The organism is Sulfuriflexus sp. (assembly GCF_032250955.1).
GTDB lineage: Bacteria > Pseudomonadota > Gammaproteobacteria > AKS1 > AKS1 > Sulfuriflexus.
The window spans coordinates 1-14,294 of sequence record NZ_JAVVES010000063.1; the positions used below are offsets into that span (position 1 = coordinate 1).

General features: G+C 54.5%; 12 protein-coding genes. 11 read left to right on the forward strand and 1 reads right to left on the reverse strand.

Going from position 1 to position 14,294, the window contains the following annotated elements; all coding sequences use genetic code 11:
* Positions 1-186: 186 nt before the first annotated feature.
* The 3 genes from RQ738_RS10985 (at position 187) to RQ738_RS10995 (ending at position 3,197) form a co-directional block, all read left to right on the forward strand.
* Complete coding sequence (locus RQ738_RS10985) at positions 187-942, forward strand: MBL fold metallo-hydrolase (RefSeq protein ID WP_314165239.1); 756 nt, start codon at positions 187-189, stop codon at positions 940-942.
* 810 nt (positions 943-1,752) lie between these two features.
* Complete coding sequence (locus RQ738_RS10990) at positions 1,753-2,481, forward strand: thioredoxin family protein (RefSeq protein WP_314165241.1); 729 nt, start codon at positions 1,753-1,755, stop codon at positions 2,479-2,481.
* Positions 2,385-3,197 carry a hypothetical protein gene (locus tag RQ738_RS10995; RefSeq protein WP_314165242.1) on the forward strand — a complete coding sequence of 271 codons (813 nt, stop codon included), beginning with the start codon at positions 2,385-2,387 and terminating at the stop codon, positions 3,195-3,197. Before RQ738_RS10990 ends, RQ738_RS10995 begins: the two co-directional genes overlap by 97 nt.
* Positions 3,198-3,297: 100 nt before the next feature.
* Here RQ738_RS10995 and RQ738_RS11000 read toward each other — a convergent pair whose 3' ends face one another.
* Entirely contained in the window at positions 3,298-3,981 is a 684-nt protein-coding gene (locus tag RQ738_RS11000) for a metalloregulator ArsR/SmtB family transcription factor (protein WP_314165243.1), read from the reverse strand.
* A gap of 122 nt (positions 3,982-4,103) precedes the next feature.
* Between RQ738_RS11000 and RQ738_RS11005 the strand changes: the two genes are divergently transcribed.
* From RQ738_RS11005 to RQ738_RS11040, 8 genes are all read left to right on the forward strand, one after another.
* On the forward strand, positions 4,104-4,967 hold the full coding sequence (locus tag RQ738_RS11005) for a sterol desaturase family protein (protein ID WP_314165244.1): 864 nt from the start codon (positions 4,104-4,106) through the stop codon (positions 4,965-4,967).
* Positions 4,957-5,919 carry a VTT domain-containing protein gene (locus RQ738_RS11010; protein WP_314165246.1) on the forward strand — a complete coding sequence of 321 codons (963 nt, stop codon included), beginning with the start codon at positions 4,957-4,959 and terminating at the stop codon, positions 5,917-5,919. The genes RQ738_RS11005 and RQ738_RS11010 overlap by 11 nt, the downstream gene beginning before the upstream one ends.
* A 58-nt stretch (positions 5,920-5,977) precedes the next feature.
* Positions 5,978-6,904, forward strand: coding sequence for an MBL fold metallo-hydrolase (locus tag RQ738_RS11015; protein ID WP_314165247.1), 927 nt, complete (start codon positions 5,978-5,980; stop codon positions 6,902-6,904).
* Between the two features lie 94 nt (positions 6,905-6,998).
* On the forward strand, positions 6,999-8,345 hold the full coding sequence (locus RQ738_RS11020) for a hypothetical protein (RefSeq protein ID WP_314165248.1): 1,347 nt from the start codon (positions 6,999-7,001) through the stop codon (positions 8,343-8,345).
* Complete coding sequence (locus tag RQ738_RS11025) at positions 8,338-9,750, forward strand: mercuric reductase (RefSeq protein ID WP_314165250.1); 1,413 nt, start codon at positions 8,338-8,340, stop codon at positions 9,748-9,750. Before RQ738_RS11020 ends, RQ738_RS11025 begins: the two co-directional genes overlap by 8 nt.
* A gap of 84 nt (positions 9,751-9,834) precedes the next feature.
* Positions 9,835-10,425, forward strand: a complete 591-nt coding sequence (locus RQ738_RS11030; protein WP_314165251.1) for a class I SAM-dependent methyltransferase — start codon at positions 9,835-9,837, stop codon at positions 10,423-10,425.
* 15 nt (positions 10,426-10,440) lie between these two features.
* Entirely contained in the window at positions 10,441-11,433 is a 993-nt protein-coding gene (gene arsS / locus RQ738_RS11035; RefSeq protein WP_314165252.1) for an arsenosugar biosynthesis radical SAM (seleno)protein ArsS, read from the forward strand.
* Positions 11,434-11,937: 504 nt separating this feature from the next.
* Entirely contained in the window at positions 11,938-14,211 is a 2,274-nt protein-coding gene (locus tag RQ738_RS11040; RefSeq protein ID WP_314165254.1) for a bifunctional diguanylate cyclase/phosphodiesterase, read from the forward strand.
* The last annotated feature ends 83 nt before the right edge of the window (positions 14,212-14,294 follow it).

The following is a 14,294-nucleotide window of genomic DNA, read 5'->3' on the forward strand; positions in this document are numbered from 1 at the left end:
TCACCTTGGCGGACTGGATCTTTATCCTGATGGTGTTATACGGTAAATCTTACCCACCACATCTGGGGAAGAGCCAAATATTAAGGTATTTGTGCTGTTATTCCGAAAGATTCAGCAAACAATCTTTTCGATAATGGGCCACTGCCTTACGGTGTAGGAGTTAATAGTCCCGTGCATGCAAATATATTGTTTGAAAATGATGATCATATGGTTCTCACCTTTACTGATCTGGTCAAAGGTGAAGGCATTCAATCCAATCAGATGGTGATTATCCATGAAGGCCACTCCGCGATCTTTGATCCCGGTGGCGACCTGACCTATATGCCGTTGAGTATGGCCATAACCAAATATGTGAAAGTCAAGGATATCGAATATGTCATCGCTACTCATCAGGATCCGGATATTGTGTCGTCTTTGGATAAGTGGTTAATATACAGCGAGGCAAAAATCGTTATCTCCCAGCTTTGGGAACGCTTTATCCCGCACCTGATACCTGGCTATATGAAAGAGAAGGCTGAGGGTCGCATGATAGCCATCCCCGATCAGGGCATGAATATCCCCATGGGGCATTCCATAATCAAGGCTATCCCCGCCCACTTTTTGCATTCAGTGGGCAACTTTCATTTCTATGATCCCATTAGCAAGATTCTTTTCTCGGGTGACGTGGGCGCCTCACTGGTGGATTCGGAGCCCGAACAGCCGGTGCGGGATTTTGAAAAACACGTGAAAAAAATGCTGGGCTTTCACCAACGTTATATGGTGTCAAACAAAGTCTGCCGACTATGGGTAAATATGATACGTGAAATGGATGTGGAAATGATCGTTCCCCAACATGGCCGTCCCTTCAAGGGCAATGAGATGGTCGATAGGTTCCTGGACTGGTTTGAAACCCTGGAGTGCGGCATTGACCGTGTCAACCAACAATATTATACGGCGCCATAAGGAATAAGCACCTTCCAAACAACAGCGACAGGGGCATATAGGAGCATTTATATGCCCTTTTTATTGACACAAATTTTTGAAAATAAAGTCAGTCCGAACCTATGATTTATATGACCCTATGGTTCACAAGTTGCACCAGTAACTTGAATCCGCGTTTTTTTATTTTTATGTTATGGAGAATTAATGAAATTCTATCGGGCGGCTATTCGTCATTCGAGTAGCATCGAAATCTGACTCAACACGACCTGTGCAGGTTCTCGAATGAGTGTTGCTCCTCACCATATACTGTTCATTAAGAAATGCAGCCGGGGCCTTCGGAACCTTATCGGCCGAGTTCACGGTTTGACCGAACGGCCTGGAGTGCTCGTCGGAAACAGGTTTCGATAGTATCAAAATGCCGCTACCCGTTCTTGCACAGTCTCGTTCTGGCGTACCAGTTCAAACACAGTATTGACCAGTAAACAGCTGCGCCTGGCTTAATGAAAGAAAAGGGCACTGAAATACCAGGGGGGCATGATAGCCGGTATCTTTCCGTATAACGTCTTCTCATCCATCGATTTAACCTGGGGGTCTGTCGGATTCAGGATGAAAGTCCGACAGACCGCAGCAAACCCACTGATAGATTGAGGAAGAGCCTGGTTTCTTTTTAGACGGTTAAGACTGGTCCCGGGATTATGAAACGTTATGCCATCTACCTCATGGTAGCCCTGTTCATCGTGCTGGTTCTCGGCGTGTGGTTCTGGCTGAGCGGGGAAAGGATGCCCACAGGCACAGCACCATCATCTAGCGGCACGACGGGCGACTATCCCCATGGCTCGGCTATTGACTGGGCAGGCGCGCGAACAGGGGCGGCGCCAGAAGCGAGCCCTGTTCGTCTATTTCCATGGAGAGTGGTGTAGCTGGTGTCGCCAGTACCAGGCGGAAACGCTTGAACAACCAGAAACGGTGGCCGCCATCGAGAGAGATTTCGTGCCTGTGTTGGTAAATGTGGATCAGCGCCGTGATCTTTTTACGCGGCTGGGAGGGCGGGGGCTGCCCTTTACCGTGTTGATGGATGCATCGGGCGAACCGCTGGCACGTTTTACCGGCCATGTGAGCCCGGCGGACCTTCAGGCGTTACTGGCAGAGACGGCCACGCAAATCACCACCGCCGCTGCCGTGCCGAGAGGGCTGGAAGGGTTACTGGATGCGGACCCGGAACAGTTTCTGGCATTCCTGGAGGAGACCTACAATCCCACGCAGAAGCGTCTCAGCGGTGCCTCGATAGTGGGAACCTTGAGTAAACGGCCGCAGCCCATGACCTATCGGTTACTGCTCTACGAGCCGGAATGGTCGGAGCGCATCCCTGGCATGCTGGATGTTCTGCGGGAGGATTTGTACGATCCGGTGGACGGCGGGTTTTTCTTTTTTTATGACCAGATAATCCCAATCCTGCAACCGGAGTGGAGACGTCCAAGGTACTGGGACTCAATGCCCAGCTCATCTGGTTATTTGCCGATGCCTATGCGCTGTTGGGACGTGAATCAGATGCCCGGGTGATACGCAAGTCGCTTGATTATCTTGAGACCCATCTGTGGGAGGCGGAGCATCGGTCATTCTGGGGCAGCCAATACTCGGATGCCGACTATTATGCGACTCCCCCGGCTGAACGCGTAAAGCGCCCACCGCCCTGGGTGGAACGGGTGCAATATGCTCATGTCAGCGGCCAGGCGATTATTGCCCTGATACGGGCTGCCAAGGCTTTGGAAGAACCTCGCTATCTGCAGTGGGCGGCTATTGCCCTGGCAGGGCTGGATGAAAATCTGGGGCACCCCGATGGGGGCTATTACCATTTCCGTCCGGAAGGCGGTGAAGCGCAACTGGCGGGTTATTTGCCCGCCCAGGTCTGGCCGGCGGCCGCATGGTGGATGTATTACGCAAACAGTGGCGATGAACAAGCAGCGCGGCATGGTGCCCGCTTGCTGGAACATGTCGCAACGTATTATAGCGAGGAGCTGGGAGGTTTTGCCGAGCGTCTGGATCCGGCGCTGGAACCCTGGACCGAGTCGCACACCCACGGCATACTTGCCTGGTTGCTCACGGGACCAGCCCGGTCCTCCGGGGTGCCAGATGATGTTTTGCCCCCGACACGCCGCGCACAATGGATGAAAGAGGCCTTGGGTCAGCTGCAGCTGATCAGCGGCGGTGATCCGGATGATATGGCGCTGGGAATGATGGCCGCCCGCCGCTGGCGAGCGGCGGATGGGGTTCCTTAGCGTGGAGCTGTCAGCAGAAAAAATGAAAAAAGGCGCGCCCGGCTGAGCCACCCCGCAGCATGCATTTATCCCTGAATGGAGGACGGGCTTCGAGAAAGGTTCAGGCGTCCTTTTTTGTCTCTTCCTGATGCTCTACCGGCAGTCCCTCCGCCAGCCACTCCGGGTAGCCGTCTTCCAGGCGCCGCGCCTTGAGACCCTTTTCACGCAGGCGGGCGACCGCGTCGAAGGCCAGCACACAGTGGGGGCCGCGGCAGTAGGCGACGATTTCCTGACCCTTGCCAAGTTCTTCGAGTCGCTGTTCCAGTTCCGATATTGGAATATTGACGGCACCGGGTACATGACCGGCGGCGTATTCCTCGGCGGGGCGTACGTCCAGCACCGTCACCAGCCCGTCGCGGACACGAGACAGTAATTCCGCGCGCGGTATCGGCTCCAGGCTATCCTTGACGGTCAGGTAGGTGTTGACGAGGCGCTCCACATCCGCGACGTGGCGTTCGGCGACAACGCGTAAGGCATCCAGTAACCTAATTACATCGTCGCCGCTCAGGCGGTAATAAACCTTCAGCCCTTGCTTGCGTGTGGCGACCAGACCGGCCTGGCGGAGCTGCTGCAAATGCTGGGAGGTATTGGCCATGGTTAGGCCTGCCACCTTGCTGAGTTCGTCTACGCTGCGTTCGCCCTGGGCAATAAATTCCAGTAATTCCAGACGGTTACCGCTAGCCAGGGCCTTGCCCACGCGGGCGAATTGATTAAAAAGATCGTGTTTGAAATTTGTGGTTGACATTGTCATGGATTCTACTAGTATAGTATTCAACTAATCACTTGATTAATTAAGGCATGTATTCAGTATAGCATGACACTGCAGAGCCGCAACGCGCCTGCGTCAATGAACAACGAGGTGAGAGAATGGACATCAATGAGTTTGTAGCAACCAATGAAGTGGTCATCCGCATGGGGTTCTTTTTCGGCGTTCTCGGGCTCATGGCCTTGTGGGAGTACGTTGCGCCGAGGCGCACCCTGACCGTGTCGAAGACCGTGCGCTGGGCGAATAACCTGGGCCTGGTGTTCTTCAATAGTTTTTTGCTGCGCGTGATTTTCCCGGCCGCGGCCGTGGGCGTGGCGGCCTTCGCCGGCGCCCAGGGCTGGGGGATTTTCAATTATTATGAGATCCCTTTCTGGGTGGCGGTAGTGGTATCCGTGGTGGCCATGGACTTCATCATCTACCTGCAGCATGTCATGGTGCACGCGGTGCCGGCCCTGTGGCGTCTGCATCGTATGCATCACGCCGATCTGGACTTTGATGTCACCACCGGCGCCCGCTTTCATCCCCTCGAGATCATTCTTTCGATGCTGATCAAGTTCGCCACCATCGTTGTGCTCGGTCCGCCGGTCATTGCGGTAGTGATCTTCGAGATAGCGCTCAATGCCACGGCCATGTTTAACCACAGTAATGTACGTATGCCCCTCGGCCTGGACAGGGTGTTACGCTGGTTTGTGGTCACGCCGGACATGCATCGCGTGCATCACTCGGTGGAAGACGACGAGGCCAATAGCAACTTTGGCTTTAGTCTGCCCTGGTGGGATCGCTTGCTGGGCACCTACCACGATCAACCGCGTGCCGGCCATGAAGGCATGACTATCGGCATTCACAAATATCGAACCACCAGACAGGTATCCTGGTTGCCCGGTATGTTGCTGCTACCCTTCATAGGCAAAATCAGTGGCTATACCATCAATCGTCGTCAATGGGGTGATGATAATGAAGGGTAAGTTATTCAGGTATGCCTTGTTGCTCATGGTGATCGTCGGGATCACGCTGGCGGTCATCTACCGTGACCTCTTCGATGCGGCGGCATTGGAACAGTGGGTGGATGAGGCCGGTGCCGCCGGTCCGGTGCTGTTTATGCTCGTCTATGCGCTCGGCACGGTGTTTTTTCTGCCGGGTTCGGTGCTCACCCTGGCGGGCGGCGCGATCTTCGGACCGGTACTGGGAACGTTCTATAACCTGACTGGCGCGACCCTCGGCGCAACACTGGCGTTTCTGATTGCGCGCTACCTGGCCGCCGGCTGGGTGGAACGCAAGACCGGCGGTCGCCTGAAACAACTGAAAGAGGGTGTGGAGGGCGAGGGCTGGCGCTTCGTCGCCTTTGTGCGCCTGGTGCCACTGTTCCCCTTCAACCTGTTGAACTATGCCCTGGGCCTGACGCGTATCAAACTGTCGCATTACATCATTGCCTCGTATCTGTGCATGCTGCCCGGTGCCATTGCCTATACCTATCTCGGTTATGCCGGCCGCGAGGCCGTTGCCGGCGGTGAAGGTCTGATCCAGAAAATCATGCTGGCGCTGGCCTTGCTGGCCGTGGTCGGTTTCCTGCCTGGTCTTATCGGGCGTCTGCGGCGCGGGCCGATGATGACAGTCGAAAGCCTGAAACAAAGACTGGATGACCATGCAGATATTCTGGTGCTCGATGTGCGCAGCACGGACGAGTTTATCGGCGAGCAGGGGCATATCACGAACGCAGTCAATATCCCTCTCGAGGAACTGGCGAGCCGGCTTGACGAACTTTCCGACAGGCTGGAGCACCCGATTGCTATTGTTTGCCGCACCGACCGGCGCTCGGCGAAGGCGGCGTTATTGCTGGCGAAAAAGGGTTTTGCCGATGTGCATGTGGTCAAGGGCGGCATGACTGACTGGAACCGGAAGGCATACCCGGTCGAGTGAATCAGCTCGCCTATGAGAAATACTGGTTATTCACGATAGAGTTATAAGGAGAAGTGCGATGTTACGACGTGTAGTATTTATGTTGGCTATGCTGGTGGCCACATTCGGAACCGGTCCGCTGGTTGCGGCTGAGCTTGAAGTGCAAAAGGTCAGCGATGATGTTTATGCCCTCGTCGGTGCTATCAGCCAGCGTGATGCGGAGAATCTTGGCAACAACGCCACCTTCGGACTGGTGGTGACAAAGGAAGGCGCGGTCTTGATCGATGCCGGCGGCAGCTACAAAGGGGCGCAACAGATCCACCGTGCGATCAAAAGCATTACCGACAAGCCGGTAAAGATTGTTATCAATACGGGTGGACAGGATCACCGCTGGCTGGGTAACGATTATTTCAGGCAGCAGGGCGCGCGCATTATTGCCAGCAAGGCCGCTGTGGCGGATCAGAAAAAACGCGTTAACGATCAGTTGAGCACCCTGGACAGACTGGTAGGTGAGCAAGGCATGGCGAGGACACAACCGGCCTATGCCGATGAAACCTTCGATGCCCGGCATGAACTAACCCTTGGGGGAACACAGTTCCAGTTACACCATCCCGGCATGGCTCATACACCGGGCGATACCTATGTATGGCTGCCGGAGAAGAAGGTCGTGTTCAGTGGGGATATCGTTTATGTGGAGCGGATCCTGTCGGTCAGTTCGGTATCCAAATCAAAAAGCTGGGTCGAGGCCTTCGAGGCCATGGCCGCCCTGCAACCCAAATACGTGGTGCCCGGTCACGGTCACGCCACCGATCTCGAACGGGCACGGGCCGACACATACGATTATCTCGTTACCCTGCGAGAGGGGGCCGCGGCCCTCATAGAGAACGGCATGGGCCTCGAATCGGTAAATATGATCAATCAATCAAAATTCAGTTATCTCCAGTTTTTTGATGATCTCAAGGGACCCAACGCGCACGCTGTCTATCGCGAGATGGAGTGGGAATAAGCCGCGTGAACGAATCGCCGGGCATCAGTAGTGTTTGGCTATATTTCCGGCAAACCGTGCCGTCACGGACAGGTGCGATACACGGGGTGGAGTCATGAAGAGGAAGTCTGTTATATTGCTGACCCTCGCCATTGTGCTGATCGGGTTTCTGGCGTGGAGGTTCATCCGGCCCATGAATATCTTTGTTGTCGATGACCGCTTTGCCTGGCCGATCGATACTTCACAGACGCCGCCTGTGCTGGGCAAGTTGGGCGCTACCGAGTGCGCAGCCTGCCATCAGGACTTTTACGAGGAGTGGCAGACAACGATTCATGCCCAGGCCTGGACCGATCCGTATTTCCAGACGGACTGGCAGTTTGATGACGCGCAACACAGTTGTCGCCTTTGCCATACCCCGCTCGACCGGCAGTTGCCGCGCAAGGTGTTGGGCTATCGCGACAAGGACAAGTGGGACCCCGTCCTTGCGGACAATCCGGGGTTTGATCCGAAACTCCAGCATGAAGGCGTAACCTGTGCCGCCTGTCACTACCGCGAGGGAAAGATCGTCGGTGTCCTCGGCACGCGCGACGCGCCCCATCCGGTGCAGCAACTGCAGGACCCAAACCAGGTCTGCGTGCGTTGCCACGTGGTGGAGGGGGACCGTTGGGATACGTTTTTCCGTTTTCCGCCCTGTGGCACCGTCGCAGAGATCGAAAGCTCCCTGGCGGCGACGCCCGACAAACAGGATATAGCGTATTTGTTGAAACTGATGGAGGAAAACGAAACCGATGTCGGCATTGATGCGGGTAGCGCCCCGGAAACCCTCCGCCAGACGCTGGCGCCAGCCGGTAATAGCGGTGAAATCATAGCCGGCGATACCCGTGCGCTGGGTTGTGTCCAGTGTCATATGCCTATGGTCATGCGACCGCTGGTCGCAGGCGGTGTCGAGCGCATGACGCGGCGGCATCTCTGGCGCGGCGGCCATGATCCTGACATGGTACGAAAAGCCCTGACCATCGAGTTTATCGAGGCAGAACAGATAGAAAATAACCAACGGCGCTTCCGCCTGACCCTGGCCAATACCGGCGCTGCCCACTACGTCCCCACGGGCACACCGGATCGTCACTTGACGGTACACTTGCGCTTGCTGGATGGCCAGGGGCGTGTGCTGGATGAACAGACGCATACGATAAAACGCACGGTCATGTGGCGACCGTTTATTGTTGATCTATGGGACACGCGCCTGCCGCGCTGGCAGCCTCGCCACTATGAACTGATAGTTGCCGACGGCAGCGAAACGGTGAAGGTGGAGGCCGAGGTAAGGTATCACCTGCTTGCCGAGGCACGCCGGCAACGCATCGGTTACGACAACGAGACACCAATAAATTACATGGTCTTTAATAAACAAATCCCGCTGCGTGCGGGTATTCCACATGATATTCAAGGAGCGGGTGATGACTGAGCGAGAGATGGTGATAATCGGTGGTGGTGCCGGCGGACTGGTGGTCGCCAGTGTTGCTGCACAACTGGGCTTGAAGGTCACCCTGATCGAAAAGGAAGACAAGCTCGGTGGTGATTGCCTGCATCATGGTTGCGTGCCCAGCAAGACGCTGATCCATGCCGCCAAGGTGGCGTCGCTGATGCGGCGTGGCAAGGACTACGGCCTGCCGGCAATCGAGCCTGAGGTTGACCTGGGCAAGGTCAATGACCATGTACAAACGGTGATCGATCACATCCAGCAGCATGATGATCCCGAGCGTTTCCGCAGCTATGGTTGTGAGGTGATCTTTGGCGCGGCCAGGTTTACCGATCCGCATACAGTACAGGTCAATGAGCAAGTGATCCGCGGCCGGCGTTTCGTCATTGCCACGGGTTCCAGGCCGTTTATTCCGCCCATCGATGGACTGGAGGAGGCCGGCTATCTCACCAACCTGGATGTGTTTTCCCTGCGCAGTCTGCCACGGCGTCTGGTGGTGCTGGGCGGCGGTCCCATCGGTCTGGAGATGGGTCAGGCCTTTCAACGACTCGGCAGCGAAGTGACGGTGGTGCAACGCGCAGCGCATATCCTGGCGCAGGAAGACCCCGAGATCAGCGGTGCCCTGCAAGACCAGCTGACGGCAGAGGGTATGACGATCCTTACCTCGACCAATGCAGAGCGGGTCAGCCGGGAAGGCGAGCAGCGCATCGTGATGTGCGATGGCAACCGGCAATTGGTCGCCGACACGATACTCGTAGCGGCGGGGCGCAAGCCCAATATCGACAAGCTTGGACTGGACGCCGCCGGTGTGGAGGTCACGCCAACGGGCATCAGCGTGGATCGGCGCATGCGCACCTCGCAAAAGCATATCTATGCCTGTGGTGACGTCTGCGGTCCGTATCCCTTCACGCACATGGCCGAATACCAGGCGGGCATCGTCATCAGTAACGCCGTGTTCCGCTTTCCGAAAAAAACCGATTACCGGGTGGTGCCGTGGGTGACCTACACTGATCCCGAGCTGGCACGCGTGGGTCTGACAGAACAACAGGCGCGGGAGCAGGGCATCGAACCCACGGTGCTGCGTTTTGAATTCAAGGATGTCGATCGGGCACTGACCGAAGTGGAAACCGCGGGTATGACCAAGCTGGTCACCCACAAGGGCAGGATCCTGGGCGCTTCCATCCTCGGACCGCATGCCGGTGAACTCGTCCATGAGATCGTGCTGGCGATGCAAACGCGGATGAAAATAAGTGATATCTCCGCCGCCATTCACGCCTACCCGACGCTGGCGCAGATCCACCGGCGGGCAGTGAATTCCGCCTATACGTCCCGGCTGTTCAGTCCGTTAACCCGGCGACTGGTGCGCTGGCTGCAACGCCTGCCGGGTTAAACGATGCAGATCAACCCGGCAGAGTATGACAACTGGTATCACACCCCCCGCGGCCAATGGATTAGTGCTCAAGAGTTTGCGTTGATGATGAAACTGCTGCGGCCCCCGGTGGGTAGTACTCTGCTGGATGTCGGTTGCGGCAGCGGTCACTTCAGTCGTCGTTTCCGGCAGGCCGGGTTGACGGTCACCGGCCTGGATCCCGAAGCGGAGATGTTGGCCTATGCACGCCGGCAGTCTGCGGGCATTGACTATATTGAGGCCGTCGCTGAAAGCTTGCCGTTTGCCGATCACCATTTTGACTATTGCAGCGCCGTTACCAGCCTGTGTTTTGTTTCCGACCAGGTCACCGCGCTGCAGGAAATGTGGCGGGTCAGCAAGCACGGCATCATATTAGGCCTATTGAATCGTCACAGCCTGTTGTATCGGCAAAAAGCCGGGCACGGTGCGTATGCCGGCGCCCGCTGGGACGCTCGCAGGGATGTGATAAACTGGCTGGCAACGGCCGGTATTACACCGGCGAGTATCCGTTTTAACAGCGCAATCTTTTTCCCCACAGGCGGCCCCCTGGCCCGGGTGATGGAAAGCCTGTTGCCCGGTGGACTGCCATGGGGTGGTTTCCTGGCGGTTTACCTGGACAAGCGCATGCGGGACGCGTCCGTCCATAACATTAATTGAGCCAAAGGTATTTCGATGCACGCCACCTTACCCCTGTTACAAGAGAGTGACTTCCCGGCCCTGACGCGAGACGGGCTGACGACCTTGCAGGTCAACCTCGGTTACCGCTGCAATCAGGCTTGCCTGCATTGCCATGTCAATGCAGGCCCTACTCGTAAGGAAGTCATGCAACGAGAAACCGTCGACGAGATACTGCGCTTTCTCCAGACCAATCAGCTCGAGACCCTGGATATCACCGGCGGTGCGCCGGAACTCAACCCCCATTTTCGTTACCTGGTCGAGCAGGCCAGGGCGCTCGGGCTGCATGTGATCGATCGCTGCAATCTCACTATTTTACAGGAACCGGAACAGGAGGATCTGGCAGCGTTTCTGGCACACCATGAAGTCGAGATCATAGCCTCGTTACCCTGTTACCAGGAAGAAAACGTCAACAGCCAACGCGGTGACGGCGTTTACGCCAGCAGTATCGCGGCCCTGCACCAACTCAATAGCCTGGGCTATGGTAAGGCCGATAGTGGTTTATTCCTGAACCTGGTCTATAACCCCACCGGACCTTTTTTGCCGCCGCCGCAGGCGCAGTTGGAGGCTGATTACAAACGGGAACTGGCCAAACAAGGCATTGGTTTTAATCATCTGTTCACCATAACCAACCTGCCCATCCAGCGTTTCGGCAGTACCCTGATCTCCAGGGGCCAGTTTGCCGGCTACATGCAATTGCTCAAGGCTGCGCACCAGGATACGAACCTACAACAGGTGATGTGTCGCACGCTTATCAACATCGACTGGCAAGGCTATGTCTATGACTGCGACTTTAACCAGATGCTCAACCTGCCGTTGACGGACGCCGGTCATCCCCGGCCGCACATTCGTGATATGATCGCCAACGCATTGCAAGGCCGGCCCATCGCCATTGCCGATCATTGTTATGGTTGCTCCGCCGGGCAAGGCAGCAGTTGTGGCGGGGCCCTTGAGGGAGAGGGGAGTAACAAGCAGGCAAGTCAAGATTAAAAACGTTACTCGCAAGACGCCTCGCAGCTGAAGCCGCTCGGCCTTGGCCGCTCGCTGATTATGTAATTGCAGGCATGCAGGCGATTTAATATATTCGCGACCATGGTTTCATGCCTGGCTGTAGATGCATTGTTATAGCGACCGGTTTATATGCAACAAAATAATGCTGAACAAAAAGTCAACATAGCGGTCATATCAGGAATGCCGGCAGGTGAGAAACCGGGCCGAAGATGCGTCAAAAAAATGCCAAAACGTATTCTCTGTATATCGGGATTAATCCGCAAATGATTGATTATGTACAAACAACACAGCCAGGGCTTGTTCCAACACGGCGGTGAGAGGTCTTATATCATATCTGCGACAGATACCTTTGTGATTGATGCTGAAGACACAGTATGTGCCATGTATGTTGATGCAAATTAAAAACAGTGCATGGAAGCCGCTGACATCATTGCAGTCCGGTGTTAAATCGACGCGCAACTTTGAACAAATGAAGGTGATGTCATGAGTTTCGGTCGCCATTGGTTGTTTGTGATTTATATACTGGTGCTGGTGCTGGGGTCCGTATTATCCATCTATGTCTACCAGCAGGGACAGGACGTGCGTGATGAAATACTGTTATTGGATGAGCAGGAGATCCCCGGTCTTCGCATCATTGCCGATCTGAGAGAGGCAGTCATCGCCCGCGAACCCATTCTGTACAGGTATTATGCAGATACTGATCGAGCAGCATATGTTCGTGCCTACAAAGATAACGTCAGGCTTGTCAATGAAGGGATGAAGTGGCTGAGAATCACATTCCCTGCTCATCCGGATATCAGCATACTGCACGAAGAACATGCAATATTACAGGAACTGGCTGAACAACTTGATCAGGTGCTTACGTCAGGCCGGGTTGATTGGGACGAAGCGCGCCGCATACTGAGTGAAGTTGCACTGGTTTCCCTGTCCCTGAATAACCGCTTAGATCACTTTGTGCAGGTAGTCGAAAGCCGGGTGACCAGACATGGAAATATGGTATCGCGCGCAACGGCAGACATGTTTTATTCGGTTGTCGCGGTAAGTGCGGTGATCTTTGTTCTGGCACTGTTTTTCGGCCATTACGCATATCAACATCTGTCCGATGCACGTGCACGCCGTCTGCTTGCGCTGTTTCCTGAACGCAATCCCAATCCTGTTTTCCAGCTTGATGCACGGGGCAAGATTGTCTTTGCCAATCCGGCGGCACTTGCAATGCACCGTAGTATCGCGCCTGGTATGCCTGGTGCCGATGTATTATTGCCATCTGACTTGCCTGATAAGATCGCGGCAATGCGAGTCAAAAAATCCTCTTTACTACGGTTTGAGTACAATGTGGCAACACATATTATTTTTTGTACATTACAGTATCTTGAGGATTTTGATACTTATCATGTTTACCTGCAGGATATTACAGAGCGTCGAACCGCCGAGCGATATAATGAGTTTCTCGCTTACCACGACCCGCTAACCGGGTTACCTAACCGGCGCGGCCTGGAAGATTATGCAAGAGTTTTGTTTTCGGGGAAATCACATGGATTAAACGCAATCATTGCAATGGTCAACGTTGATCGGTTTCGTATGGTGTCCGAGAGTCTGGGGCATATTGCCGGTGATCAATTGATTAATGCACTGGCAATACGTCTCAGGCATTACCTCGAAACCATGGATACCGATGCAAAAATTACGTTGTATCGACTTGAAGGTGACCACTTTGTGATTCTTGCTGCCAATAGTGATATGGCCTTCATAAAACAACTAGACACACTTTTGCGCAGAGCGATGAGTGAACCATTGCTGGTGGATAAACGCGCCTTGTCCCTGACCTTAAGTGTCGGCCTGGCATACTACCCGGAGCATGGGGAAGACATGGTGCAACTTCTCAGAAATTCTGAAAGCGCGATGCGCAGCATCAGTGAAAAAGGTGGCGATGGTTTTGGTGTTTATCAGTCAGAAATGAATTCCAATGCACTGTTGCGCCTGGAGCTTTCCCATGAGCTACGCCATGCAATATCCAATAATGAACTCATAGTATATTATCAACCAAAGGTTAATCTGCAAAGTGGCAGAATTACAGGTGCAGAAGCATTGGTGCGCTGGGCGCATTCCCGGCGAGGCATGATCTCACCGGCGGAATTCATCCCACTTGCTGAAGAGACAGGCAGCATTAATGTTATTGGCGAATGGATTTTGCGTAGTGCATGCCAGCAGAATTCGCTCTGGCAATCCAATGGTTTGTCACCCATGACCATCGCCGTTAATATCTCAGCACGGCAATTTAACCATGATCTTCCTCAACTTGTTGCGCAGATTCTTCGTGAGACTGATCTTGATCCAAAGTGCCTGGAACTGGAAATTACTGAAGGCGTAGCCATGGCGGGGGCTGCTGCGATTGAAATCATGGAGCAGCTGCGTGCCCTGAACGTAAACCTGGCTATTGATGATTTCGGCACTGGATTTTCCTCATTGGCTTATCTGAAACGTTTTCCTGTTCAGACCTTGAAAATAGACCAGTCATTTATACGCCATATGGACGTCGATCCGTCTGATCGCGCTATCGTACGTGCAATTGTGGAACTGGGGCACCAGCTTGATATGGAGGTGGTTGCCGAGGGTGTAGAGGAGTTGGCACATCTTTCACTACTTCGAGAATACAAATGTAACACGATGCAAGGCTATCTCTTCAGCCGCCCGGTGACCGCCGACGCGTTCACAGTTTTGTTAGAGGACGATCACCATTTAGATGTTGGGGCTTCGTAAAAAAACCGCCTCGTCAGAAAAATTCATGGGTAGTTTTCGGGGCAGGTAGCGCTCCAAGCGCGTGATATAAGGCGATTTCAGTC

Bases quoted from the DNA above. Each gene is read 5' to 3' on its own strand.
- RQ738_RS10990 (WP_314165241.1), top strand. From the start codon at position 1,753: ATGGCTCGGCTATTGACTGGGCAGGCGCGCGAACAGGGGCGGCGCCAG.
- RQ738_RS11000 (WP_314165243.1), bottom strand. From the start codon at position 3,981: ATGTCAACCACAAATTTCAAACACGATCTTTTTAATCAATTCGCCCGC.
- RQ738_RS11005 (WP_314165244.1), top strand. From the start codon at position 4,104: ATGGACATCAATGAGTTTGTAGCAACCAATGAAGTGGTCATCCGCATG.
- RQ738_RS11010 (WP_314165246.1), top strand. From the start codon at position 4,957: ATGAAGGGTAAGTTATTCAGGTATGCCTTGTTGCTCATGGTGATCGTC.
- RQ738_RS11015 (WP_314165247.1), top strand. From the start codon at position 5,978: ATGTTACGACGTGTAGTATTTATGTTGGCTATGCTGGTGGCCACATTC.
- RQ738_RS11020 (WP_314165248.1), top strand. From the start codon at position 6,999: ATGAAGAGGAAGTCTGTTATATTGCTGACCCTCGCCATTGTGCTGATC.
- RQ738_RS11025 (WP_314165250.1), top strand. From the start codon at position 8,338: ATGACTGAGCGAGAGATGGTGATAATCGGTGGTGGTGCCGGCGGACTG.
- RQ738_RS11030 (WP_314165251.1), top strand. From the start codon at position 9,835: ATGATGAAACTGCTGCGGCCCCCGGTGGGTAGTACTCTGCTGGATGTC.
- arsS (WP_314165252.1), top strand. From the start codon at position 10,441: ATGCACGCCACCTTACCCCTGTTACAAGAGAGTGACTTCCCGGCCCTG.
- RQ738_RS11040 (WP_314165254.1), top strand. From the start codon at position 11,938: ATGAGTTTCGGTCGCCATTGGTTGTTTGTGATTTATATACTGGTGCTG.